At 71.2% G+C, this 22,273-nt stretch carries 27 protein-coding genes and 1 tRNA gene; 24 read left to right on the forward strand and 4 right to left on the reverse strand.

From position 1 onward, the window contains the following. Positions 1-201 precede the first annotated feature (201 nt). Genes CXH06_RS17265 through CXH06_RS17300 form a run of 8 tightly spaced genes read left to right on the forward strand, consistent with a single transcriptional unit; the run spans position 202 to position 9,987 of the window. A complete protein-coding gene (locus CXH06_RS17265; protein ID WP_114856441.1) occupies positions 202-915 on the forward strand; it encodes a DUF3662 and FHA domain-containing protein in 714 nt (237 codons plus the stop codon). 7 nt (positions 916-922) lie between these two features. Continuing rightward, positions 923-1,450 carry an FHA domain-containing protein gene (locus tag CXH06_RS17270; RefSeq protein ID WP_114856442.1) on the forward strand — a complete coding sequence of 176 codons (528 nt, stop codon included), beginning with the start codon at positions 923-925 and terminating at the stop codon, positions 1,448-1,450. Next, positions 1,447-2,751: a Stp1/IreP family PP2C-type Ser/Thr phosphatase gene (locus CXH06_RS17275; protein ID WP_114856443.1), complete on the forward strand. Its 1,305-nt coding sequence runs from the start codon at positions 1,447-1,449 to the stop codon at positions 2,749-2,751. The genes CXH06_RS17270 and CXH06_RS17275 overlap by 4 nt, the downstream gene beginning before the upstream one ends. After that, positions 2,751-4,142: an FtsW/RodA/SpoVE family cell cycle protein gene (locus CXH06_RS17280; RefSeq protein ID WP_114856444.1), complete on the forward strand. Its 1,392-nt coding sequence runs from the start codon at positions 2,751-2,753 to the stop codon at positions 4,140-4,142. The genes CXH06_RS17275 and CXH06_RS17280 overlap by 1 nt, the downstream gene beginning before the upstream one ends. Further along, entirely contained in the window at positions 4,139-5,578 is a 1,440-nt protein-coding gene (locus CXH06_RS17285; protein WP_114856445.1) for a penicillin-binding protein 2, read from the forward strand. Before CXH06_RS17280 ends, CXH06_RS17285 begins: the two co-directional genes overlap by 4 nt. Then, positions 5,578-7,080: a serine/threonine-protein kinase gene (locus tag CXH06_RS17290; RefSeq protein ID WP_114856446.1), complete on the forward strand. Its 1,503-nt coding sequence runs from the start codon at positions 5,578-5,580 to the stop codon at positions 7,078-7,080. The genes CXH06_RS17285 and CXH06_RS17290 overlap by 1 nt, the downstream gene beginning before the upstream one ends. Beyond that, positions 7,077-9,311: a Stk1 family PASTA domain-containing Ser/Thr kinase gene (gene pknB, locus CXH06_RS17295; protein WP_114856447.1), complete on the forward strand. Its 2,235-nt coding sequence runs from the start codon at positions 7,077-7,079 to the stop codon at positions 9,309-9,311. The genes CXH06_RS17290 and pknB overlap by 4 nt, the downstream gene beginning before the upstream one ends. Then, entirely contained in the window at positions 9,298-9,987 is a 690-nt protein-coding gene (locus CXH06_RS17300) for an aminodeoxychorismate/anthranilate synthase component II (protein ID WP_114856448.1), read from the forward strand. The genes pknB and CXH06_RS17300 overlap by 14 nt, the downstream gene beginning before the upstream one ends. A gap of 7 nt (positions 9,988-9,994) precedes the next feature. Here CXH06_RS17300 and CXH06_RS17305 read toward each other — a convergent pair whose 3' ends face one another. Genes CXH06_RS17305 through CXH06_RS17315 form a run of 3 tightly spaced genes read right to left on the reverse strand, consistent with a single transcriptional unit; the run spans position 9,995 to position 11,681 of the window. Beyond that, complete coding sequence (locus CXH06_RS17305; RefSeq protein ID WP_114856449.1) at positions 9,995-10,189, reverse strand: hypothetical protein; 195 nt, start codon at positions 10,187-10,189, stop codon at positions 9,995-9,997. Beyond that, a complete protein-coding gene (locus CXH06_RS17310; protein ID WP_114856450.1) occupies positions 10,189-10,944 on the reverse strand; it encodes a class E sortase in 756 nt (251 codons plus the stop codon). Before CXH06_RS17310 ends, CXH06_RS17305 begins: the two co-directional genes overlap by 1 nt. Further along, positions 10,941-11,681 carry a DUF881 domain-containing protein gene (locus CXH06_RS17315; protein ID WP_114856451.1) on the reverse strand — a complete coding sequence of 247 codons (741 nt, stop codon included), beginning with the start codon at positions 11,679-11,681 and terminating at the stop codon, positions 10,941-10,943. Before CXH06_RS17315 ends, CXH06_RS17310 begins: the two co-directional genes overlap by 4 nt. A gap of 115 nt (positions 11,682-11,796) precedes the next feature. On the opposite strand from CXH06_RS17315, the gene CXH06_RS18395 reads away from it, so the two are divergent. The 3 genes from CXH06_RS18395 to CXH06_RS17335 all read left to right on the forward strand — a co-directional run bounded on the left by CXH06_RS18395 (position 11,797) and on the right by CXH06_RS17335 (position 13,586). After that, entirely contained in the window at positions 11,797-12,330 is a 534-nt protein-coding gene (locus tag CXH06_RS18395; protein WP_157975806.1) for a cell division protein CrgA, read from the forward strand. 145 nt (positions 12,331-12,475) lie between these two features. After that, positions 12,476-13,408, forward strand: coding sequence for a hypothetical protein (locus tag CXH06_RS17330; protein ID WP_114856454.1), 933 nt, complete (start codon positions 12,476-12,478; stop codon positions 13,406-13,408). Positions 13,409-13,513: 105 nt separating this feature from the next. Then, positions 13,514-13,586 (forward strand) — tRNA-Arg (locus tag CXH06_RS17335). Here CXH06_RS17335 and CXH06_RS17340 read toward each other — a convergent pair. Continuing rightward, complete coding sequence (locus CXH06_RS17340; RefSeq protein ID WP_114856455.1) at positions 13,552-13,854, reverse strand: helix-turn-helix transcriptional regulator; 303 nt, start codon at positions 13,852-13,854, stop codon at positions 13,552-13,554. The genes CXH06_RS17335 and CXH06_RS17340 overlap by 35 nt on opposite strands. A gap of 88 nt (positions 13,855-13,942) precedes the next feature. On the opposite strand from CXH06_RS17340, the gene CXH06_RS17345 reads away from it, so the two are divergent. The 13 genes from CXH06_RS17345 to CXH06_RS17395 all read left to right on the forward strand — a co-directional run bounded on the left by CXH06_RS17345 (position 13,943) and on the right by CXH06_RS17395 (position 22,273). Next, positions 13,943-14,134, forward strand: a complete 192-nt coding sequence (locus CXH06_RS17345; RefSeq protein WP_114856456.1) for a helix-turn-helix domain-containing protein — start codon at positions 13,943-13,945, stop codon at positions 14,132-14,134. A gap of 103 nt (positions 14,135-14,237) precedes the next feature. Next, positions 14,238-14,495 carry a hypothetical protein gene (locus CXH06_RS17350; protein ID WP_157975807.1) on the forward strand — a complete coding sequence of 86 codons (258 nt, stop codon included), beginning with the start codon at positions 14,238-14,240 and terminating at the stop codon, positions 14,493-14,495. After that, entirely contained in the window at positions 14,492-14,833 is a 342-nt protein-coding gene (locus CXH06_RS17355) for a DUF6248 family natural product biosynthesis protein (protein ID WP_114856458.1), read from the forward strand. The genes CXH06_RS17350 and CXH06_RS17355 overlap by 4 nt, the downstream gene beginning before the upstream one ends. A gap of 630 nt (positions 14,834-15,463) precedes the next feature. After that, positions 15,464-15,646 (forward strand): hypothetical protein, encoded by a 183-nt coding sequence (locus tag CXH06_RS17360; RefSeq protein WP_157975808.1) that lies wholly within the window; start codon positions 15,464-15,466, stop codon positions 15,644-15,646. Next, on the forward strand, positions 15,639-16,316 hold the full coding sequence (locus CXH06_RS17365) for a hypothetical protein (protein ID WP_114856460.1): 678 nt from the start codon (positions 15,639-15,641) through the stop codon (positions 16,314-16,316). The genes CXH06_RS17360 and CXH06_RS17365 overlap by 8 nt, the downstream gene beginning before the upstream one ends. An 88-nt stretch (positions 16,317-16,404) precedes the next feature. Further along, the gene (locus tag CXH06_RS17370; RefSeq protein WP_114856461.1) at positions 16,405-16,647 is read left to right on the forward strand and encodes a hypothetical protein; all 243 of its coding nucleotides are present in this window, start codon (positions 16,405-16,407) and stop codon (positions 16,645-16,647) included. Continuing rightward, positions 16,644-16,820 carry a hypothetical protein gene (locus CXH06_RS18400; protein ID WP_157975809.1) on the forward strand — a complete coding sequence of 59 codons (177 nt, stop codon included), beginning with the start codon at positions 16,644-16,646 and terminating at the stop codon, positions 16,818-16,820. The genes CXH06_RS17370 and CXH06_RS18400 overlap by 4 nt, the downstream gene beginning before the upstream one ends. Then, entirely contained in the window at positions 16,817-17,086 is a 270-nt protein-coding gene (locus CXH06_RS17375; protein WP_114856462.1) for a helix-turn-helix domain-containing protein, read from the forward strand. Before CXH06_RS18400 ends, CXH06_RS17375 begins: the two co-directional genes overlap by 4 nt. Beyond that, positions 17,076-17,366: an HNH endonuclease gene (locus CXH06_RS18405; protein ID WP_157975810.1), complete on the forward strand. Its 291-nt coding sequence runs from the start codon at positions 17,076-17,078 to the stop codon at positions 17,364-17,366. The genes CXH06_RS17375 and CXH06_RS18405 overlap by 11 nt, the downstream gene beginning before the upstream one ends. Positions 17,367-17,567: 201 nt before the next feature. Further along, positions 17,568-17,894, forward strand: a complete 327-nt coding sequence (locus CXH06_RS17380; protein WP_114856463.1) for a hypothetical protein — start codon at positions 17,568-17,570, stop codon at positions 17,892-17,894. Next, the gene (locus tag CXH06_RS17385; protein ID WP_114856464.1) at positions 17,891-19,390 is read left to right on the forward strand and encodes a terminase large subunit domain-containing protein; all 1,500 of its coding nucleotides are present in this window, start codon (positions 17,891-17,893) and stop codon (positions 19,388-19,390) included. Before CXH06_RS17380 ends, CXH06_RS17385 begins: the two co-directional genes overlap by 4 nt. A gap of 76 nt (positions 19,391-19,466) precedes the next feature. Continuing rightward, positions 19,467-20,690, forward strand: coding sequence for a phage portal protein (locus CXH06_RS17390; protein ID WP_114856465.1), 1,224 nt, complete (start codon positions 19,467-19,469; stop codon positions 20,688-20,690). Continuing rightward, complete coding sequence (locus tag CXH06_RS17395; RefSeq protein WP_157975811.1) at positions 20,687-22,273, forward strand: HK97 family phage prohead protease; 1,587 nt, start codon at positions 20,687-20,689, stop codon at positions 22,271-22,273. The genes CXH06_RS17390 and CXH06_RS17395 overlap by 4 nt, the downstream gene beginning before the upstream one ends.

Genomic DNA, 22,273 nt, shown 5'->3' on the forward strand with positions numbered 1-22,273 from the left:
CGTCCGGCGACCTTTACCGTTCCTGCACGAATCCCTCGCCGGCTCCCCGCCGCGGCGCCACGGCGATGACCTGCTCACGCGATACGATCACTGGGCGAACTGCTCCGCGGATCGACCGCCAGGACGACGACCATCCGGTCGGCATCCCGAGGACGGCCGGTCGGTCACGGAGCGCTGGGACAGCGAGAGCGAAGGATCACCGTGGGGATCTTGGATCGGATCGAGCGAGGCCTCGATCGCGGCGTGACGCGCGTCTTCCCTCCGGGGCGCGGGCAGCTCAAGCCGCTCGACCTCGCCCAGGGACTGAAGCGCGAGTGCGACGACCAGATCCAGGTGCTCGACCGCACCCGGACCCTGGCGCCGAACGTCTACACGATCTATCTCCACTCCCAGGACTTCGACCGCTTCGACTCCTGGAAGGACACCCTGCTCGACGAGCTCCAGCGGGTCCTCACCGAGCACGCCGACAAGCAGCGCTACATGTTCGTCGGCGCGGTCAGCGTGGACCTCGAGCGCGACGACGAGGTGCGCGCGGGCCGCTTCGAGACCGAGTCCCGCACCGAGCGCGGCAGCGTCGCCCCGGCGACCGGCGCCGCCCAGGAGGGCTCCACCGACAACCCGATCGTCGAGATCGACGGACAGCAGTACCTGCTGACCGGTCCGGTCACCGTGATCGGCCGCGGCGGCGACGCGGACATCATCCTCGAGGACACCGGCGTCTCCCGCCACCACCTGGAGCTGCGCGCCGGGTCCGACGGCAGCCTGGTCGCCACCGACCTGGGGTCGACCAACGGCACCTTCGTCGACGGCGAGCGGATCCGCACCCCCGTCACCCTCCAGAACCGCTCGATGATCAAGATCGGCCGCACCCGTCTGACCATGCTGCTCCCGGCGGCCGGACCGGGCAGCTGGTGATCGCCCCATGAGCGAGCTGACGCTGGTCGCCCTGCGCCTGGGCTTCGTGCTGGCGCTGTGGATCTTCGTCATCGCGGTGGTCCTGATCCTGCGCAACGATCTCTTCGGGACCACGGTGGTCACGCGCTCGAGCCGCGATCGGCGCCGCGAGCAGCGTCCCGCCTCCGGGCCCATCGGCGGCGCCGCCGCCGAGGCGGGCACCGACCCCGGCTCCCTGCGCACCGATCCCGAGGTCACCACCACCGCGATGGTGGTCACCGCCGGCCCCCTGCGCGGCACCTCGCTGACCCTCGGCTCCACGCCCGTGCTCATCGGCCGGGCCCCGGAGTGCACGCTGGTCCTCGACGACGACTACGCCTCCAACCGCCACGCCCGGGTGCTCCAGCGCGACGGCGAGTGGTGGGTCGAGGACCTGGGCTCCACCAACGGCACCCTGCTCTCGGGACGGCCGATCGAGGGCGCGGTCCCGTTCCGCCCCGGCGCCCAGGTGCGGATCGGGCGGACCGAGATCGAGCTGAGACGAGGTCCGCGATGAGCATCGCCCTGCGCTACGCCGCCCGGTCCGACGTCGGCCTCGTGAGGTCCAACAACCAGGACTCCGGGTATGCCGGGAGCCACCTGCTGGTGGTCGCCGACGGCATGGGCGGCCACGCCGGGGGCGACGTCGCCTCCTCGGTGGCGATCGGCCACCTCGCCCGCCTGGACTCCGAGACCCCGGCCTCGGACATCGTCGCCTCGCTCGAGGAGAGCGTGCTCGTGGCCAATCAGGAGATCCTGCGCCGCGCCCGCGACGAGCCCCAGCTGCGGGGCCTGGGCACCACCATCACCGCCATGCTGCGCGCCGAGGGCAAGTTCGCCCTCGCCCACATCGGCGACTCCCGCGCCTACCTGCTGCGCGACGGCGAGACCACGCAGGTCACCAAGGACCACAGCTTCGTGCAGCGCCTGCTCGACGAGGGCCGCCTCACCGAGGAGGAGGCGGAGCGCCATCCCCAGCGCTCGGTGCTGATGCGCGTGCTCGGCGACGTCGACGCCGAGCCGGAGCTCGACCTCTCGCTGCGCCCCGCGCACCCCGGCGACCGCTGGCTGCTGTGCTCCGACGGGCTCTCCGGCCTGGTCTCCCTCGACACCATCGACCTCACGCTGCGGGAGATCGAGGATCCCGACGAGTGCGCCGAGGCCCTGGTCCAGCTGGCCCTCAAGGGCGGCGGGCCCGACAACATCACCTGCATCGTCGCCGACGTCGTGGATCTCGACGCCCTGCCGCGCGATGTCGAGCCCCCTTCGTCCACCCCGCAGATCGTGGGCTCCGCGGCCCGCAACCGGCACCAGCCGACGACGGCCTCCGGACCCGCCGCCAAGGCCGCCGCCCTCACCCGCGAGGAGCCCGAGGTCCCCTACGAGGACGAGGACTTCTCCGAGGAGGAGCCGCCGCGGCGCAGCCCGTGGCCCGCCGTCGTCTCGGTGATCCTGCTGATCGGCGCGCTGGGCGGGCTGCTGTGGGCCGGGTACGCCTGGTCGCAGCGGCAGTACTACGTCGGCACCGACGGCACCCACGTGGTCCTCTACCAGGGGATCGCCCAGGATCTGGGGCCGTTGTCGATGTCCCAGCCCGAGGAGGTCACGGACATCGCGATCGACGACCTGCCGGAGGTGACCCGTCAGCAGGTGGAGAACACCATCTCCGCCGCCGATCGGGAGTCCGCCGAGCAGATCATCGACCGCCTGGCCCTCGCGGCCGAGGCCACCACCCCCTCCCCCGCGCCCTCCGACGGCGGCGGGGCCTCCGACGCCGGCGGCGCCGCCACGCCTCCGGACGAGGGGGAGGAGACGTAGTGGCCACGATCGTGTCCTACACGGCGCGTCCGCGCCGTCTCCTCCAGGCCCTGATGCTCGCCTTCGCCGTGGTCATCGGGGTGACCGCCTACGGACTGGTGGGCCTCGGCCGCTTCGGGGAGGTCCCCGAGCCGCTGCCCGGGCTCGCGATCGGCGCCGTGGTGGTCGCGATCGCCCTGCAGGTCGCGGTGATGTGGCGCGCCCCCTATGCCGATCCCGTCATCCTGCCGGTCGTGGTGCTGCTGAACCTGCTGGGCATCGCGATGATCGAGAGCGTCCACGAGGCCAACGAGGTCTTCGGCCTGCGCACCTCGGCGAGCGCCGATCGCCAGATGCTGTGGACCGTGCTGGGGGTGATCCTCTGCGTCGGGGTGATCGTCACCCTGCGGGACCACCGCCGTCTGCGCCGCTACACGTGGATCTTCGCGGTCTGCGGCGCGGTGCTGCTGCTGATGCCGCTGACCCCGGGGATCGGCTCGGCCCGCAACGGCTCGAAGATCTGGATCGAGATCGCCGGCTTCAGCTTCCAGCCCGCCGAGCTCGCCAAGATCGCCTTCGCCCTCTTCTTCGCCGGCTACCTGGTCTCCCGCCGCGACACCCTCGCGCTCGCGGGCCCGAAGGTGCTGGGCATCCACCTGCCCCGCTGGTCCGACTTCGGACCGATCCTGGTGGCCTGGGCCTTCGCGATGGCGGTGCTCGTCCTCGAGACCGACCTGGGCACCTCGCTGATGTTCTTCGGTCTGTTCGTGGCGATGCTGTACGTGGCCACCGATCGCCTCAGCTGGCTGGTGATCGGCGCGGTGATGTTCCTGCCTCCGGCGGTCTTCGTCGCCACCCAGATGACCCACGTCCAGACCCGCATCACCTGCTGGCTGGACCCGCTCTCCTCGGAGAACTTCTCCGCCTGCGAGCAGATCAACCAGGGCCTGTTCGGCCTCGCCAACGGCGGGATCGCGGGCACGGGGCTGGGCGAGGGCCGCCCCGACGTGGTGCCCCACGCGGAGTCCGACTACATCTTCGCCTCCTTCGCGGAGGAGATGGGCATGGTGGGAGCCTTCGCCCTGCTGATGCTGTACCTGCTGCTGGTCCAGCGCGCGATCCGCGCGGCCGTCGGCATCTCCGACGGCTTCGGGACCCTGCTGGCCGCGGGGCTGGGCTTCACCCTCGCGCTGCAGGTCTTCGTCGTCGTCGGCGGCGTGACCCGCGTGATCCCCCTGACCGGCCTGACCCTCCCCTTCCTCGCCGCGGGCGGCAGCTCGCTGGTGTGCAACTGGATCATCGTGGGCATCCTGGTGCGGCTGTCCGACGCCGCCCGTCGGCCCGCGGCCCGTCAGGTGCCCTCCGGCGCCCCGGCCCCCGGGCCCCGGACCACGCAGGAGGTCGCCTCGTGAACAAGCCCCTGCGCCATGTGTGGCTGGTGGTCAGCGTGCTCTTCGTGCTGCTGTTCACCTCGACCACCTACTTCCAGGTGATCGCCCAGGAGCGGCTGAACGAGAATCCGCACAACTCCCGCGCGATCTACAACGAGTACGGCCGCCCCCGCGGCCCGATCGTGGTGGACGGCAGCGCGATCGCGCGCTCGCAGGAGTCCGACGACAACTACGGCTACCTGCGCACCTACGACCCGGAGCCGATGTACGCCCCGGTCACCGGCTACTACTCGGTGGTCTACGGCTTCACCGGCATCGAGCGCTCCCTGAACGACACCCTCTCCGGCGAGGCCGACGAGCTGTTCTACGAGCGCGTCTCCGCCGTCCTCTCGGGCCGGGAGGCGACCGGCGCGGAGGTCGAGCTGACCCTCGACGCCGAGGCGCAGGAGGCGGCCTGGGACGCGCTGGACGGCCGCCGCGGCTCGGTGGTGGCCCTGGATCCGGAGACCGGCGCGGTGCTCGCGATGGTCTCCTCCCCCAGCTTCGACCCGAACCAGCTCGCCTCGCACGACCAGGCCGCCGTCGCCGAGAGCTGGACCGCCCTGAACGAGGACCCCGACCGCCCGTTGACCAACCGTGCGATCGGCGGCGACCTCTACCCGCCCGGCTCCGCCTTCAAGCTGGTGGTCGCCGCGGCCGCGCTCGAGACCGGGGACTACACCGCCGAGACCGAGATCCCGGGGCCGGGGACCTACGAGCTGCCGAACTCCTCCTCGGTGATGACCAACCATGCCGCCGGGGGCACCGAGCCCTGCGGTCCGGACGACACCTCCACGCTCGCCGACGCGCTGCGCCAGTCCTGCAACACCTCCTTCGCGATGCTCGGGATCGACATCGGCGAGGAGCAGCTGCACGCGACGGCGGAGGAGTTCGGCTTCGAGTCCTCGATGGAGATCCCGCTCTCGGTGACCCCCTCGACCATGGGCCAGGACCTCGACGACGCGCAGCTCGCCCAGACCTCCATCGGCCAGTACGAGACGCGCGTGACGCCGCTGCAGATGGCGATGGTGGCGAGCGCGACCGCCAACGACGGCGTGGTGATGGAGCCGCAGCTGGTCCAGGAGGTGCGCACGAGCGATCTCTCGACCATCGCCGAGCTGACTCCCCAGGAGGCCGGCCAGCCGCTGACCGCCTCCAACGCCGCGCAGATGCGCCAGATGATGGTGGGCGTCGTCGAGGACGGCACCGGCACCGCGGCCGCCATCGACGGCGTCGAGGTGGGCGGCAAGACCGGCACCGCGGAGTGGGGCGAGGACCGCGCCCCCCATGCCTGGTACGTGGGCTATGCCCAGCAGGACGATCGGAAGATCGCGGTCGCAGTCGTGGTGGAGGAGGGCGGATACGGGTCGCGGACGGCGGCGCCGATCGCCCGGGACGTGATGGAGGCGGTGATCTGATGAGGACCGAACCGGGACTCGTGCTGGAGGGACGGTACGAGCTGACGTCACTGATCGCCACCGGCGGGATGGGACAGGTCTGGAAGGGGCGCGATCAGGAGCTCGGGCGCGAGGTCGCGGTCAAGGTCCTGCGCGAGGAGTACGCGGGGGACGAGGGCTTCCTCAAGCGCTTCCGCGCCGAGGCCCGCCACACCGCCGCGCTCTCCCACGAGGGCATCGCCGCGCTGTACGACTACGGCGAGCTCGACGGCCGCGCCTACATCGTCATGGAGCTCTGCCCCGGCCGTCCGCTCTCGGACATCATCGAGGAGAACCCGGGCGGCCTGCCGGAGAAGCGCGTGGTCAGCCTGCTCATCGAGCTGTCCCGGGCCCTGGACGCCGCCCATTCCAAGGGCGTGGTGCACCGCGACGTCAAGCCCGAGAACGTGCTGGTGGACGAGGACCACGACTGGGCCATGAAGATCACCGACTTCGGGATCGCCCGCAGCAAGGACCAGGCGCGGCTGACCAAGACGGGCCTGGTCATGGGCACCGCCCAGTACCTCTCCCCCGAGCAGGCGATGGGCAAGCAGGCCACCTCCCTCTCCGACATCTACGCGCTCGGGATCGTCGCCTTCGAGATGCTCGTGGGTCGCCGGCCCTTCACCGGATCGAGCCAGGTGGAGATTGCGATGGCCCAGGTCAAGCAGCAGCCCCCGGAGCTCCCGGAGATCCTCTCCGGGGACCTGCGCCGGCTGGTGATGATGATGCTCGCCAAGGCCCCGGCGAACCGCCCGCGCTCCGCGGCCGCGGTCTCACGGATCCTCGAGGCGATCCAGCGCGGCGTCGAGCCGCGCTTCACCACCGGCGCGATCCCCGTGACCCGTGTCGAGGACCACGACTGGACCGGCGAGAACCGGGTGCGCCCCGGCGGCTCCTCCCCCGAGCAGGAGCCCGCGCGCCGCGCCGGCACCTCGCCCACCGGCACCCGCACCGCCGCCATGCCCCTGCCGCTGTCCGGCCGGCGCAGCATCCGGCACCGCTCCGGCGCCTCGGGACCCTCGGCGCTGTCGGCGTCCTCGGCCTCGTCGAGCTCGTCCGGCTCCTCGTCGCGCTCGGCCCGCTCCGCTCCCTCGGCCCGCTCCGCCGCCTCGCCGGCCTCCGCTCCCGGGGCGCCGTCGGCCGACGGTCCCGCCGCGCGCTCGCCGCGCAGCGCGGGCGAGGGACCCGACCGTGCCTTCGCGGACGGCGCCTTCGAGGACCTGGACACCCCCGCCTCCTCCCGGACCGTCCGCGGCACCAGCACCGGACGCCGCGTCGCCGGGATGTCCCTGCCGGGCCTCGTGCTGCTGATCCTGGTGCTGGTCGCGATCGTCGTGGCGATCGCGGGCGGGATGGGGTGGCTGCCGCTGTCCGCGGGAGGGTCTGTCGTTGATCACGTCGCCGCGGGCGATGGGTCCTGGGCACGTACGATGGTCGGATCGGCCGGTGTCGGCCGCGGCACGGGGATGGGTGTGGAGTGAGCGAAGAGAACGTGGTCCTGGGCGGTCGCTACCGTCTGGGGAGGATCCTCGGGACCGGCGGCATGGCCGACGTGTTCCTCGCCGAGGACACGCGCCTGCATCGCACGGTCGCCGTGAAGGTCCTGCGCTCGGATCTGGCCCGCGACGCGAACTTCCAGGAGCGCTTCCGCCGCGAGGCGCACAGCGCCGCGTCCCTGAACCACCCCTCCATCGTCGCGGTGTACGACACCGGCGAGGAGGAGCAGACCACCATCACCGGTGCGCAGGTCACGATCCCGTACATCGTCATGGAGTACGTCGAGGGCAGGACGCTGCGGGAGCTCATCGATCCCGAGCACCCGATGGACGCCCACCAGGCGGGCGAGATCATGGCCGCGCTGCTCAGCGCGCTGGAGTACTCGCACCGCTCGGGCATCGTCCACCGCGACATCAAGCCCGGCAACATCATGATCAACGACGCCGGCGCCGTGAAGGTCATGGACTTCGGCATCGCCCGCGCGATCGCGGACGCGACCAGCGCGATGACCGCCACCCAGGCCGTCATGGGCACCGCCCAGTACCTCTCCCCCGAGCAGGCGCGCGGCCAGCTGGTCGATGCCCGCTCCGACATCTACTCCGCCGCCTGCGTGATGTACGAGATGCTCACCGGGCGCCCGCCGTTCACCGGCGACACCCCGGTCTCCATCGCCTACCAGCACGTGCGCGAGGAGCCGCAGCCGCCGTCGGCCTTCAACCCGGCGATCACGCCCGCGCTGGACGCCGTGATCCTCACCGGCCTCGCCAAGGACCGCGAGGAGCGCTACCCGAGCGCGGTCGTGTTCTCGCGCGACATCGCCGCGGTGGTCGCGGGTCGCGCCCCCGCCCTGGTGCCGGGCGCCGTCGCCGCGGGCGAGGACCCCGAGTCCACCACCGTGCTCTCCCCCGTCGAGGACGCCACGGAGGCGATGCCCGCCGTCGCCGCGGCCGCCGGCGCCGGGGTCGGGGCGGCCGCCGCCCAGGACTGGTCCCGCGGCTCCGGCCCGAGCCCCACGACCGGCCCGCTCGGCCTCCACACCCCCGACGAGGTCGAGGAGGAGGAGGAGAGGCGCAAGCGGCCCGTGTGGCTGATCGTGCTGGTGATCCTCGCCGTCATCGCCCTGGTCGCCGCGGCCTTCGCGGTCTTCGACCCGTTCCGGGACGACGGCCCCGAGACCGTCGCGATGCCGGACGTCGTCGGCTCCACCGAGGACGAGGCACGATCGATCCTCACCGACGCCGGTCTGGAGCCGGTCTTCGAGCAGACCACCTCCACCGAGGTCGCCGAGGACCTGGTCATCGAGACCGATCCTCCCGCGGAGGAGGAGGTCGCCGTCGGCGAGGAGGTCACCGTGCACGTCTCCACCGGGCCCGAGGGCGTGGACGTCCCGGACATCGTGGGCATGACGCGCGACGAGGCCGAGCAGGCGCTCGAAGGGGCCGGTCTGGTCCCCGAGTACGCCGGCGAGGAGGACCAGAAGAAGACGGAGCGCAACGTGGTCACCCGCTCGACTCCCGCCGCGGGCTCCGGGGTGCGGGAGGGCGACACCGTCGAGTTCACGGTGGCCTCCGGCAGCTTCCAGGTCCCGAACGTCGAGGGCCTCGACCTCGAGGCCGCCACGAAGACGCTCGAGGACATCGGCTTCACGGTCGAGTCCAGCACCCGCGAGGACGGCTCCGTGGACCCGGACACCGTGCTCGACCAGACCCCCGTCGGTGACACGAGCGAGGAGATCGGCGCGACCATCACGCTGATCGTCGCGGCCCCCGAGGGCCCGGTGTCCGTCCCCAACGTCACGGGCCTGACCCTGGCCGATGCGCGGGACCGCCTGGTCGCCGACGACTTCGGGGTCGAGACCACCTCGGAGCACTCCGACTCCGTCGAGGAGGGCCGCGTGATCCGCACCGATCCCGGGCCCAACGAATCCGTCGACCGGGGCACCACCGTGACCATCGTGGTCTCCGACGGCCCCGAGCCGGCGCCCGAGCCCGATCCCGATCCCACGCCCACCCAGGAGCCGACCGAGGACCCGACGCCGACGGAGGAGCCGACCCAGGACCCGCCCGGGGACTCCTCGGAGACGCCCAGCGAGAGCACCGGCGAGGACGACGAGGCCGCCACCGGGACCGGGAACGGGAACGGGCGGGGCGTCGGCTCCGGGCAGCCCACGGATGAGGCGGACAGCGAGGAGGCCACGGCCGATGACGGGAACTGAGCACGAGATCGCGCGACGGGAGCCGACGGGTGGAGCCCCTCGGATCCTGGTCGTCGACAACTACGACAGCTTCGTCTACACGATCGTCGGCTACCTGCAGCAGATGGGCGCCGAGACGACCGTGGTGCGCAATGACGAGGTCCCCCTGACCGCGGAGGAGACGGTGGACCTCGACGGCGTGGACGGCGTGCTGGTCTCCCCCGGACCGGGCAATCCGAGCACGGCGGGGCGCAGCCTCGAGGTGATCGGACGCTGCGCCGAGGCACGGGTGCCGATGCTCGGGGTGTGCCTGGGCCATCAGGCCCTGGGCCAGTTCTTCGGCGCCACGGTGGATCACGCCCCGCAGCTCATGCACGGGCGCACCAGCGAGCTCACCCACGATGGCCGCAGCGTCTTCGCCGGCGCGCCCTCGCCGATGATCGCCACCCGCTACCACTCGCTGACGGTGGTGCCCGAGACCATCCCCGCAGTGCTCGAGGTGACCGCCCGCACCGCCGACGGCATGGTGATGGGCCTGGCCCACCGCGAGCTGCCGCTGCACGGCGTGCAGTTCCATCCAGAGTCGGTGCTCACCGAGAACGGGCACCTGATGCTCGCGCGCTTCCTCGAGCTGTGCGACGGCCGGGACGCGCTCGTGCGCGCCGAGGGGCTGAAGCCCCTCATGACCAGCGCCTGAGGCGAGCTCAGGCGGTCGCGGGATCCGGCGCCCCGCCGGGCTCCGGGGCGCCCACCAGCCCGTCGTTGAAGGGCATGAAGGGCGCGATCGCCGGGAACACCCAGGCGAACAGCACCGCCACCACGGCGGCGAGCAGCACCAGGGCCACCAGGATCCGCACCCACAACGGCCCGGGCAGGCGGCGGAACAGCCAGGCGTACATCAGCCCTCCTCCCCACCGGCATCGGAGGAGCCCGCACCGGTGGCGAGCGCCTCGGGAATGCCGTCGTCACGATCGGTCCAATAGGCGAACTCCGCATGGACGATGTAGCGCTCCCGCGCGGAGTACATGGGATGGCAGGCAGTCAGCGTCATCATCCTCTCGGTGGGCTCGACTCCGGGCTCGCCGGGCGTGGGCGCGATGACCTCGATCTGGTCCGGCTGCACGACCAGCGACTCGGTGACCTCGTAGACGTAGAACGCCTCACTCGTCTCGACCACCACCGCATCCCCGGACTCCAGACGCGCGATGTCCTCGAACACCCTCCCGTAGGTGTTGCGATGGCCGGCCACCGAGAAGTTCCCCACCTGCCCCGGCAGGGCGGTCTCCGGATAGTGCCCGGCACCCTTGACGTTGAGGACCTCCTCGAGGCTGACGCCCTCGGCGAGCGGGAACTCCTCACGGTCGAAGGTCGGCACGTGCATCGTGCCCCAGACCATGTTCTCCCCCGGGATCTCGGGCACCGGCGGCGGCCCCTCCTGCCGGGGCGCGATCCGCTCGGCATCGACCGCACCCCACTCCTGCTCGAGACCGTCCACGATCCCGCTCTGCTCCCGATCGGCGATGACGTCGGTCCACCACAGCTGCCACACCAGGAACAGCAGCAGCAGCGCACCGAGGGTCAGCAGCAGCTCGCCCAGGACACCGATCGCGGCGGCGCCGCGACGGGCGGGGGGACGGCGGTGCGAGGGGCTCATCCGGCGACCGCGACGTCGAGGGTCAGCGAGCCGTCGAAGGCGGGGAGCGTCGTCTCCTCGAGGGTCTCGACCCGCTCACCCAGGCCGACGTAGTCCACCCATTCCCGGTACACCTGGACCCCCTCAGCGCTCTCCATGGAGTCGGTCATCTCCTCCACCGGTCCGATCACCGTGATGACGAACGGCGGCGAGTAGACGCGACCCTCGAGCAGCAGGGTGTTGCCGGCGCAGCGGAAGGCGCTGCCGTTCACGACGCGCTGGTCCTGGAGCATCATCGCCTCGGCGCCTCCGGCCCAGAGGGCGTTGATGTAGGCCTCGAGGTCCTGCTGGTGGACCACCAGGTCGTTCGGCTCGGTGCCCGGGATCGTGCCGAGGGCGCTGGTGGGCGCGTCGGTGAGGGTGATGCGCAGGGCCTCGCCGGAGACCTCGGAGAGGCCGACGGCGTCCGAGACCTCCTGGGTGCGCTCGGCGGTCACGACACCGGCGCCCTGCCCGCGCTGCTGCTCGATCTCCTCCCGTGCGCGCGTGTTCGCCTCGGTCAGCTCCTCGATCGTCCGACCGCGCTCGGCGAGCACGCCGGCCACGTCGGCGCTCTCGTCGCGGATCGAGCCGCCGCCGGCGATCCGGGCGGTGGTCGCGAACAGCACCCCGCACAGCACCATCACGAGGGCCACACCGAGGCGGCCCCGGCGGCGCGCGGAGGCCGCGGGGGCGGAGCGGGGGCCCTCGGCGTTCATGGTCACTCCTCACTTCGCACGCTCGGTCGACGCCCATTACCCTAGGCCAAGGTCCGCGCCTGCGGGCCCGTGCGGCACGGTCGCACGTCCGGCCACGTCGAGGGAGCACCGTTTCATGGCCAGGAGCAGGAAGAAGTCGTCCACCGGGGCGGCGTCGAGCGCGAAGGCCGCTGCCGAGAAGGCCACCGACGAGACGGCGTCGGAGGCCACGGCGGAGGACCAGGACGCGGCCGACTCCTCCGACCCGAACTCGGCGACCGAGCCTGCGGACGAGACGTCCGGGGCCCGCCCCTCCGGCAAGGATGCCGCGCCCTCGTCGGGGCGCCGGGCGAAGCGCCCGGGAGGCTCCACCGCGCCCGCCGGCGGCGAGGTCTCCGAGAAGGCGAAGGACTCCACCCGCGCCTCCTCGGTGAAGCGGACCGCCGCGGCCGAGACCTCCCGCAGCACCGGACGGCGCGTCGCGGCCGCCGGGCAGAATCCTCCCTGGCTGGCCCCCACCGCCGTGGTGTTCCTGATCCTGGGCCTGCTCTATCTGGTCACCTACTACCTCTCCAGCGGCCAGCTGCCGCTGCCGATCGGCGACTGGAACCTCGCGGTGGGCTTCGGCGTGCTGATGGTCGGCGGCGGCATGCTCATGTTCTGGAAGTAGCCAGGCATCCCGCCGCCCTCGGCGGCACCGCGCGATGGGGAGTCCTCCCCACCGCGCGCTCGCCCCTGCCCGGGTAGGCTCACCTGCACGTGCGCTGGACCCGGCGCCGTGGCCAGAAGTCAGCGGACGACACGACGGGGGACCCATGAACAGCATCTCGACACGGCGCAGGATCGCCGCCCTTCTCCTACTGCCCTTCGTGCTGGTCCTGGCCGGGTGCGGGAAGTTCCACGCCCAGTTCGACATCCAGGACGCCGACACCATCGACGTCAGCTACGACCTCGCGATCGACACCATGTACCTCGAGGGCCTCTACAGCTCCGCCGAGGAGTTCTGCACCGACATGGAGGGCGAGATCGGCGTGGCGGGCGAGATGGCCCCCAGCGTCGAGCCGTACGAGGAGGACGGCCGTTTCGGCTGCCTCGTCACCGGCGTGATCACCAGCGAGAACTTCGACAGCACCCTCTCGCTCACCGAGGAGGACGGGGAGTACCACCTCGTCATCACCGCAGAGGAGGCTGCCGCGGGCGACGTCACCGGCGGCGAGCTCGGGCTCGACATCGACTTCCAGATGGCCTTCACCTTCCCCGGCGAGATCCTCGAGGCGCCGGGCGGCCAGATCGACGGCAACACCGTCACCTACACCGACCTCGCCGAGTTCACCGCCAACGGCGTCGACATCCGTGCCGACGCCAACAGCTTCCCCTGGATCATCGTGATCGTCGTGGTGCTGGTGCTGGGCTTCCTGCTGCTGCTCCTGCTCGCCGCGGTGGCCTTCTTCGTGATCCGCAGCCGTCAGAAGAAGAACAGCGGCTCCGGACCGACGGGCGGGACCCCCGGCGGCTACGCCGGCGCCGCGCCTGCCGCCGCTCCCCAGGGCCAGCAGTGGGGCCAGGCGACCCCTCCGCCACCGGCCGCACCCCAGCAGGGCGGCCCGCAGTGGGGCCAGGCCTCCCCGCCGCCGCCCGCGCCCCCGCAGCAGGGCGGTCAGCCGCCGGTTCCGCCGCAGCAGGGCGGTCAGCAGTGGGGCCAGCCGCCGCAGCAGGGCGGTCAGCCGCCGCAGAATCCGGGCTGGTGAGCCGGGCCGGCGATCCGATCAGGGGCGTGTGAGCAGCGTCATGGCTCCAGGATTGGCGCCCCCCTGGGAGCATCTGTAGACTTCCAGAGGTCGGTTCGCCGGCAAGCGCCCGTAGCTTAACGGATAGAGCATCTGACTACGGATCAGAAGGTTGGGGGTTCGAATCCCTCCGGGCGCACATCTCCCGAGGCCCCGTCACCACCAGGTGACGGGGCCTCTCCCGTTTCGATCCACTGCAGCGGCACGCCCGTCGCCATGGCCCACGCCATGATCACGGCGCGGCGCGGCTCAACGGTGCCCCGCTCCGCGTTGCTGATCGTCCCCCTCGACACCCCGAGGCGCTGCCCGAGCGAGGTCTGATCAAGTCCGGCGACCTCGCGCGCTTTGCGCAGTCGGTCCGCCCTGGTCCATGTCGGGATGTGCCCGATACCCACGTCGATCGTCATATGCACAATCTAGATCCATAGACCGACATTCCGCTAGACCTGTGCGCGTCGCTTGCATTTGCGCAACGCCTGTGCCTAAGTTGTGCACATGCAAGCGCTCATCCCCCCTCACCTCGCCGCCGAGCGGCTCGGTGTCTCGAGGAACACGATCCTCAACATGGCCCGCGACGGCCGCCTGACGCCCGTCGCCAAGGTCGAGGGCCGTCTCGGCGCGTACCTGTTCGATGAGGAGCAGATCGACCGCCTGGCCGCTGAGCGCGCTGCCGAGGTCGCGCGATGAGCGCCTACGAGGTCGAGACCCTGCTCGCCACCGGCCTGCTCACCTTCGCCGGCCTCGCCACCCTCTACGCGCTCCCCTCGTGGATCGTCCGCCGGTGCGCACGATGACCGCGCCCGCCATGACGCCCTCGCGCATCGCGCAGTACCGCGCCGCCCGCATCGCCGCCGTCAAGGCCGCACAGCGCGCACACCGCGACCGCGCCGAGGCACGGTTCGAGGACTTCGAGTTCATGCTCTCCACCGGCGAGACCCTCGAGCGCGCACTGCGCCGCCTCGGCTGCACCCGCACCGCCCTGTTCAAGTGCGCCCAGCGCTACGACCGCCACGACATCGTGCAGCTCATCACCGAGGCCACGCGATGAGGGCACTCGACGCGCACGAGGAGCCGGGCACCCCCGACTGGCCCCGCTACATCGCCGACCGCGCCCTCACCGGCGCGCTGCTCAAGTGCCCCTGCACGTGGGGCGCGTGCGGGCACTGCGAGGACGGCAACCACGACCGGTGCGCGTTCGTCCGCCTCGGCGGCACCGAGGCCTACCACCACGACAAGACGAACACCTGGCTCACCAACGCCAAGCACTTCGCGCTCGCGCCCGTCTACGCCACCGGCACGCACGACTGGCGCTGCCAGTGCGACCGCGACGGACACCCCGGCGCACAGCCCCTACAGCTCTCCCTGTTCGGCGAGGTGACCGCATGACGCCCACCTCCCGCGCCAACGCACCGCCGTAGCCCGGCACCGCGACAACTCCATAGCATCCCCGCGCACTGAGCGGGGCGACAGCCCGGGACGAGACACCGGGACACGCACGGGCCGACTGCACAAGGGCCTAGGGGGGACGGCGCCCCTGATCAGGACAGCCGATGCCGAGTAGTGGGGGCGTTCCTGAGTAATAGAAGGCCGGGCCACCAGGAGCACGTGTGCAGAGCACGAGGGCGATCATCCCGCACCCCACTACATATGCCGCCCCGTGAGCACGCGAGTAATACCCGTAGCTCCACATGACGACCGATCGACCGATCGACCGACCGACCGAGGTCACCAGTCAGTGAGTCCCTCCAACAGGGGGGGGCCACTGTCTCCCTCACTCCCTCTCTTCCCTCCCTCCCAAGGTGGCGGGCCCCCGGCCCCCACAGCACCACCCAGAAGCCGCCGGATCACCCCTACAACCCATCACCGACTGAACCACCCCCACGGCACCGGCCCACCAGCGCGAGGACCAGCAGCCCCGCCGGGGACGCCCACCGGAACCACCACACCAGACAGACCACCGATCACGATCACAGAAAGGACCAGCAGCCGATGACGAGCCGCCGCACCGCAGCCCCGATGACGACTCACCCCTGCCCCGTGCCCGGCTGCACCTACCTCACCCGCCCCGACGGCCACTGCCGCCGCCTCGGCTGCCCCAACAGAGTCCCCGACGACATCATCCGCCCCGCCCGCGACGCCGCACTCGCCCACTGGCGCGACCTCCGCGCCCACACCACCAAGGAGACATCCCATGACTGACCAGCAGACACACAGCGGCCAGTACGGCACGGAACTGCAGATCATGCAGCACTACGCCGACCCCGAGCAGATCGTCGTGACGACAGGCACTCGCACGGCCCCGCCCCTGACCTCATACTCCGTCAGCGTCCCGGTGGCCCGACTGCTCGCCATGATCGACGCCGCCTACCCCGACGCGATGCGCACCTACACCCGCGAGACCGTGGACACCGCCCTCGCGCTGCCCGTGGACCGCCTCACGGAACTGGTGGATCGATCGGTGCGCGGCTTCGGCGGCCCCGCCACTGACCCCGAGCTCCCCGCCTACATCGCCGAGGGCATCCTCGAGGACCTTGCCGCCGACCGCGCCGCGTGCGCCGGCCCCTGCTGCTCCACCGAGGACGCCGACATCGACGAGCCCGTGTGCGACGGCCCCTGCTGCGACCCCGAGCACGACGACATCGACGAGCCCCACGACACCCCCGACGGTGCGCACTACGACACCGAGGACGACGACCCGCTGCTGTTCGACACCCCCTACGAACGGCTCTACCTGCTCGAGCGCCTCGCGACCATCTATCCGCGTCTCGACGCGGGCCAGGCCCTCGAGCTCGCGGCGTGGATCCGCGACCCCGACGAGCGCGACGAGGACGAGGTGCCCCGCACCATCTCCGGCGAGGTCCTCCCGTGATGGACCCCGACGCCCTCGCTCTCCTGTCCATCGTCCTGTTCGCCCTGCTGCTCACCCTGCTGCTGATCATCTGGATTCGAGGTGCCCTGTGACCGCTCGCTCTGAGACCGTCGCCCCGCTGTCCATGCCCAACCGCCTGCACCTCGTCGAGCACCGCGACGAGCTCCGTGAGCTCGCCGGGTCGCTCGAGGTCGCCCGCGATGAGCTCCGCGCCGACGCGCTGCTCGGCGTGCCCGTCGAGGAGGACACGCTCCGCCTCATCCGTGACGCCGGGGACCTGCTGCTGATCGCCGCCCGCCGCATCGACCCCGACCAGGAGACCCGCTCATGAAGTCCCATGTCCTCAACTGGCTCGCGCTGCTGTTCGGGGTCATGTCCGGCCTGCTGCTCATCGAGCTCGGCCGGGCAGTCGGCTACACCGTGCCCCTGCTCATGTCCGGCTGCCTGTTCGCCTCCCTGGTGCTGGGCCTCGCCGCAGACCACTTCAAGGAGACCAACCGATGAGCACGACGCCTACCCGGCCCGCGCGGCTGCTCACTTCGGACGACCTGGCCGAGCTGCTCGGCGTCGAGCTTCGGACCATCGAGCGGTGGCGCAAGTCCGGCAAGGGCCCGCCCTTCATGCTGTTCGGCCGCACGGTCCGCTACCACCCCACCCGCGTCCAGCAGTGGATGGTCTCCCGCGAACAGGGGGGACCCTCGAGCTCGAGGGGGGCCACCTCGAACACGAGGGGGGTCCCTGCTGGAACGGGGGGCACCCGTGGCCGATGAGTACCTGTCCCTGTCCGGCACACAGCGGCGGGCCCTGCTCGACCAGGCCCTCGCTGTGTACGGCTGGGTGTGCTGCATCTGTGGCCTCTCGATCAGCCCAGGGCAGGAGTCGCTGCAGCACACCACCGCCCGCAATCGCGGCGGGAAGCGGACAGCAGAGAACGAACGACCAGCACACAAGAGCTGTAACTACCAGCTCCAAGACCGCGACTCGAGCGGACCGGAAGGAGAGATCCACAATGGCCTCGGCTACTTCGCCGCATCACGGATCGAGCGATGACCACGACGCCGCGCCGCCGACGCTGGACGAGGTGTTGTCCCAGCTCTCCGACCTCCGCGCCGCGCTGACCGAACACAACGAGCGCGTGGCGGTTCTTCTGAGCGCGCACGCTAGACCACCCCGCGCCTTCCCTGGAAATCCCCCCCGATCGCCCCGAAAAAAACGGGATCAGGCCAGGTCAGGACCGGAAAGGAGCGAACGATGACGAACGAGCAGGGATCTCTGTGGGAGCGGCCCGCGCCGCGCGGCGATGGGCCGATCGCGACCGCCGTCCGCGCCGAGATCGAGCGGAAGATCGCCGATGGGATCATGGACGGGGACCAGTACGCCGGCCAGATCGCGCAGGCGCTCACCCTCGCCGCCGAGGTGGACGCGACGGTCGGCGTCGGCCGTCCCTCCGGCCGCGCGCAGATTCACGACGTGCTGCACCGGCTGCTGTTCGATCTGCCGCAGCCTGAGCGCATCGGCTCGTCGTCCGAGCTGGACCGTGCGCTCGAGATGATCATGCAGCAGGACGGCGCGGGGTGAGCGCGCCGGCCGTCGCCGCCCCGCCCCGGCGGTTCCTGCACGCTCCCGCGCCGGCCTACTCGCCGACGCGGGATGAGTCCTACCTCAGCGAGGGCGAGGAGATCGCGCGCGTCGCCCGGCTGCTGGGGATCGAGCTGATGCCGTGGCAGCGGCACGTCGTGGACATCGCCACCGAGTACCGGCTGGTCCCCGACGAGAGGACCGGCGAGCTGCAGCGCGTCTACAAGTACCGGACCGTGGTGGTCACGGTGCCCCGGCAGTCGGGCAAGACGACGCTCATGACGCCGGTGCGTGTCCACCGGATCATGACGCGCCCCGGCATCGACGCTTTCAGCACCGCGCAGACCGGCAAGGCCGCCCGCGACCGCATCCTCAAGATGGTGGAGCAGGTCGAGACGAGTCCGATCAAGTCGCTGTTCAAGCCTCTGCGCTCCAACGGTGCCGAGGGTCTCAAGGTCAACGGCACCAACTCTCGGATCACGCGGTTCTCGCCCGTCACTGGCGCGCTGCACGGCGAGACCCCTCATCTCGTGGACTTCGATGAGATTTGGAGGTTCACCGAGGAGCTCGGCGACATGCTGCTCGGCGGGGCGCGGCCCGCGATGATCACCCTCGGCGCGCAGGCGCAGGTGTGGATGGTGTCTACCAAGGGCACCGCCGCCTCGACGTTCATGAACCGGTACATCGAGGCGGGCGAGGCCGGGACCGATCCGACGCTCGCTTACTTCGCGTGGCAGATGCCCGCCGGCCTCGACCCCGAGGACCCCGCGACGTGGTGGCAGTTCCACCCCGCGCTCGGCAACACCATCGGCGAGGACGACCTGGCCGCCGAGATGTACGCCGAGGGCGTCTCGCACGCCGAGCGGATCCGCGCGTACATGAACCTGATCACGACCGTCACGGACTCGATCATCGACGCCGAGGCATGGGCCGCTCTCGCCACCGACCGGCTCGGCCTCGAGGTCCCGCAGCTCTCCGACGTCGGGATCGGCGTCGAGGTCGCTCCCGGCAACGCGTGCGCCGCCGTGGTCGCCGGCTGGTGGGACGACGAAGGGGCCCCCGTGATCCGCGTGCTGCACCAGGCCCCCGGCACGTCGTGGCTCAAGCCGTACCTGTACCGGCTCCGCGACGAGTACGGCGTGACCGAGATAGCGGCCGACGACGCCGGCCCCGTCCGCCGGATCACCGACGACCTCCACCCATACGGCACCGAGGCCAACGACGCCGCGCTGTCCGTCCGTCGTCTCAGCCTCCCCGACCGCTCCACGGCCGACCTCGACCTCATCGCCGCCGCCCGCGACGAGCGGACCCTGCAGCACGACGGCTCCCGAGTGCTCGCTCAGGCCGTCGCCGCCGCGCAGCTCCGCGTGAACAACGGCGTGGAGCGGATCGACCGCGACAAGAGCCTCGGCCCCGTCCCGTCGCTCATCGCCGGATCGGTCGCGCTGTGGCACGCGGAGCACCGCGAGCAGGCCACGGGCGTGCAGCTGTTTTGAGGGCTGGTGTCGGCTCATGTCGGCACGAGGTCGCGTTTCCTAGGCTCCCAACCATCACCGGGCCGATGGTTTCGGCATGTCGATCTTCACCCGCGCCGCTGATGCGCTGCTCGGCGGCGTCGCCCGCCGGCAGTCGGTCAACGTCGCGTCCGGGATCATCCCGCCGCCGCGTGACTCGAGCGCCCCCGTGCTCACGCGGGAAGCCGCGCACCTGCCCGCCGTGCATCGCGCGCTGCAGATCATCGGCACGAGCGTCGGGCAGCTCGGCCTCACCGTCGAGCGAGGCTCCGGCGCTGACCGCGTGATCCTCGAGGGCGCGGACGTGCCGGCCTACATCCGCCGGCCCAACCTCGACATGAGCCGCGCCGAGTTCCTCGAGCAGATCGCGCTGTCCATGGCGACGAGCGGCAACGGCTACATCTGGCGCGAGGGCGGCGACCTGCCCACCGAGACCAACGAGCTGCACCCGCTCTCCCCGCACACGGTCACGCCGTGGCGCGACGAGAAGGGCCGGCTGTTCTTCGCCTACGACGGCAAGGACTACCCCGCCGGCCGCGCCGGCAAGGTCGGCCGCATCGTGCAGACCCGCTATCTCACCCTGCCCGGCAGCACCCGCGGCATCGGCCCCATCGCCGCCGCGCAGACCACCATGCGCAGCGCCCGCGACATGCGCGAGTACAGCTCGAACTGGTGGGAGACCGGCCACCCCTCCGGCATCCTCTCCACCGACGACAAGCTCACGGGCGACGACGCCCGGACCTACCGCCGCGTGTGGAACCACCTGGACCCCGCGACCGGTGAGCCGATCGCACAGGACGAGAACCCCTCCCGCATCCGCGTGCTCGGCAAGGGCCTGCACTACGAGCCGCTGATGATCAGCCCCAAGGATGCGCTGTGGATCGAGGCGCAGCAGTTCGACACCCTCGAGATCGCGCGGATCTTCGGCGTGCCGTCCTCGCTGATGATGACCGCGATCGACGGCAACTCCATGACGTACTCCAACGTGGAGCAGGAGTGGCTCGGCTTCGTCCGCTTCGGACTCATGGCCTACCTCCGAAAGATCGAGGACGCCCTCACCGCGCTCACCCCGCGCGGTCAGCGCGTGCGCTTCAACCTCGACGCGCTGCTCCGCTCCGACACCACGACCCGCTACCGGGCGCACGAGTCCGCTCTGCGCGCGGGATGGCTGACCCCCGACGAGGTGCGCGGGATCGAGAACATGCCGCCTCTCACCGCGGCGCAGCGCGAGCAGATCGCCGCCACCACCCCCGCCCCCGCTCCGCAGGAGAACCCGGCATGACCGACACCATCACCCGCGACACCATCGCCTCGCATCGGCAGCTCGACGTGCAGATCCGAGCCAAGGACGACAACGGCCGCACCTTCACCGGCATCGGCGTGCCCTACGGCGAGACCATCGATCTCTGGGGCATCCGAGAGCGGTTCGAGCCCGGCTCCGTCGAGCGCGACCCCGACGGCGTGCCGTCTCTCGTCCTGTGGCGGCACGACGAGCCGATCGGGAAGATCACCGCCGGCCGCGACACCGCCGCCGGATACGAGATCGACGGGCAGCTCTCCGACACCGAGCGAGGCCGCGAGGCCGCAACGCTGCTCCGCGACGGCGTGATCACCCGCCTGTCCATCGGGTTCCGGCCCGAGCAGTACCGCATCGAGGTCAACGAGGACGACGGCACCGAGACCGTCGTGCACGAGCGCGTGCGCGCCTCCGAGTTCAGCCTCGTGCCGTTCCCCGCCTACTCCACCGCGACCGTCACCAAGGTGCGCCACCGCACCGCCCCCACCGACCCCACCACCGAGGGAGACCCCGCCATGTCCGACACCACCCTGACCCGCGCAGACCTCGAGCCGATCGAGACCGGCCTGCAGGACCTCGAGCGGCAGATCGCCGGTATCGACCTGTCCCGCGACTCCGGCCCCGCCGTCCCGCACTTCCGCTCCATGGGCGAGTACCTCAAGGCGATCGCCCGCGGCGACGAGTACGCGCACGACTTCCACCGCGCGACCGCCGGGCAGACCAGCGACGACACGATCAAGAACGAGACCTACATCGGCGAGTTCGTCAAGTTCGTGCAGGACCGCCGCCGGCTGATCAACACGTTCGACAAGGGCGCGCTCCCCGCTGACGGGATGCGCGTCGAGTACGCGCAGCTCGCGAGCAACACCATGACCGCCGGCGAGCAGCTCGCCGAGGGCGACGACCTCGCCGGCCCCGGGAAGGTCATCCTCGAGGCGATGTCCGAGCCGATCCGCACGTTCGGCGGCTGGACCGAGCTCACCCGCCAGGTGGTCGAGCGTTCGAGCATCGCCTACCTCGACACCGCGCTCCGTGCCCTCGCTCTCGAGTACATCAAGAGCACCAACGCCGCGTTCCGCGCCCGCATCCTCGAGGTCATCACCGCGCAGGCAGGCAGCGCGATCGAGCTGCCCACCACTCCGGGCGTCTACGACTGGCGCGACGCGATCATCGACGCCGCCGACCAGTACGAGAGCAACGGCTTCGCCCTCGAGGGCCTGCTGGTGTCCAAGGACAAGTTCAAGGAGCTGCAGCGCCTCGAGTACACCAACGTGCCCGCGCTCAAGGTCAACGCCACCGACGAGTTCAGCGGCACCCTGACGCTGCCCCGCGGCGACGGAAACCTCGCGAGCGTCCCGGTTCAGACCATGTTCGGTGAGGTCCCCGCCGGCACCGCGTCGTTCTACGACTCCAGCGCGCTGCAGACCCGCGAGAACCCCAACGCGCCGACGCAGCTGCAGGACGAGAACATCATCAACCTCACGAAGCAGTACAGCCTGTACGGCTACATGGCCGTCACCGTCCCGTTCCCCGGCGCGATCGTGCCGGTCACCACCGCGGCGGCCTGA

The sequence above is a fragment of the Brachybacterium sp. YJGR34 genome (assembly GCF_003347015.1).
Classification (GTDB): domain Bacteria; phylum Actinomycetota; class Actinomycetes; order Actinomycetales; family Dermabacteraceae; genus Brachybacterium.

Bases quoted from the DNA above. Each gene is read 5' to 3' on its own strand.
- CXH06_RS17330 (WP_114856454.1), top strand. From the start codon at position 12,476: ATGAACAGCATCTCGACACGGCGCAGGATCGCCGCCCTTCTCCTACTG.
- CXH06_RS17350 (WP_157975807.1), top strand. From the start codon at position 14,238: ATGACCGCGCCCGCCATGACGCCCTCGCGCATCGCGCAGTACCGCGCC.
- CXH06_RS17395 (WP_157975811.1), top strand. From the start codon at position 20,687: ATGACCGACACCATCACCCGCGACACCATCGCCTCGCATCGGCAGCTC.
- CXH06_RS17310 (WP_114856450.1), bottom strand. From the start codon at position 10,944: ATGAGCCCCTCGCACCGCCGTCCCCCCGCCCGTCGCGGCGCCGCCGCG.
- CXH06_RS17315 (WP_114856451.1), bottom strand. From the start codon at position 11,681: ATGAACGCCGAGGGCCCCCGCTCCGCCCCCGCGGCCTCCGCGCGCCGC.
- CXH06_RS17300 (WP_114856448.1), top strand. From the start codon at position 9,298: ATGACGGGAACTGAGCACGAGATCGCGCGACGGGAGCCGACGGGTGGA.
- CXH06_RS17355 (WP_114856458.1), top strand. From the start codon at position 14,492: ATGAGGGCACTCGACGCGCACGAGGAGCCGGGCACCCCCGACTGGCCC.
- CXH06_RS17270 (WP_114856442.1), top strand. From the start codon at position 923: ATGAGCGAGCTGACGCTGGTCGCCCTGCGCCTGGGCTTCGTGCTGGCG.
- CXH06_RS17340 (WP_114856455.1), bottom strand. From the start codon at position 13,854: ATGACGATCGACGTGGGTATCGGGCACATCCCGACATGGACCAGGGCG.
- CXH06_RS17380 (WP_114856463.1), top strand. From the start codon at position 17,568: ATGACGAACGAGCAGGGATCTCTGTGGGAGCGGCCCGCGCCGCGCGGC.
- CXH06_RS17360 (WP_157975808.1), top strand. From the start codon at position 15,464: ATGACGACTCACCCCTGCCCCGTGCCCGGCTGCACCTACCTCACCCGC.
- CXH06_RS17275 (WP_114856443.1), top strand. From the start codon at position 1,447: ATGAGCATCGCCCTGCGCTACGCCGCCCGGTCCGACGTCGGCCTCGTG.
- CXH06_RS18400 (WP_157975809.1), top strand. From the start codon at position 16,644: ATGAAGTCCCATGTCCTCAACTGGCTCGCGCTGCTGTTCGGGGTCATG.
- CXH06_RS17365 (WP_114856460.1), top strand. From the start codon at position 15,639: ATGACTGACCAGCAGACACACAGCGGCCAGTACGGCACGGAACTGCAG.
- CXH06_RS17390 (WP_114856465.1), top strand. From the start codon at position 19,467: ATGTCGATCTTCACCCGCGCCGCTGATGCGCTGCTCGGCGGCGTCGCC.
- CXH06_RS17375 (WP_114856462.1), top strand. From the start codon at position 16,817: ATGAGCACGACGCCTACCCGGCCCGCGCGGCTGCTCACTTCGGACGAC.
- CXH06_RS18395 (WP_157975806.1), top strand. From the start codon at position 11,797: ATGGCCAGGAGCAGGAAGAAGTCGTCCACCGGGGCGGCGTCGAGCGCG.
- CXH06_RS17345 (WP_114856456.1), top strand. From the start codon at position 13,943: ATGCAAGCGCTCATCCCCCCTCACCTCGCCGCCGAGCGGCTCGGTGTC.
- CXH06_RS17290 (WP_114856446.1), top strand. From the start codon at position 5,578: ATGAGGACCGAACCGGGACTCGTGCTGGAGGGACGGTACGAGCTGACG.
- CXH06_RS17305 (WP_114856449.1), bottom strand. From the start codon at position 10,189: ATGTACGCCTGGCTGTTCCGCCGCCTGCCCGGGCCGTTGTGGGTGCGG.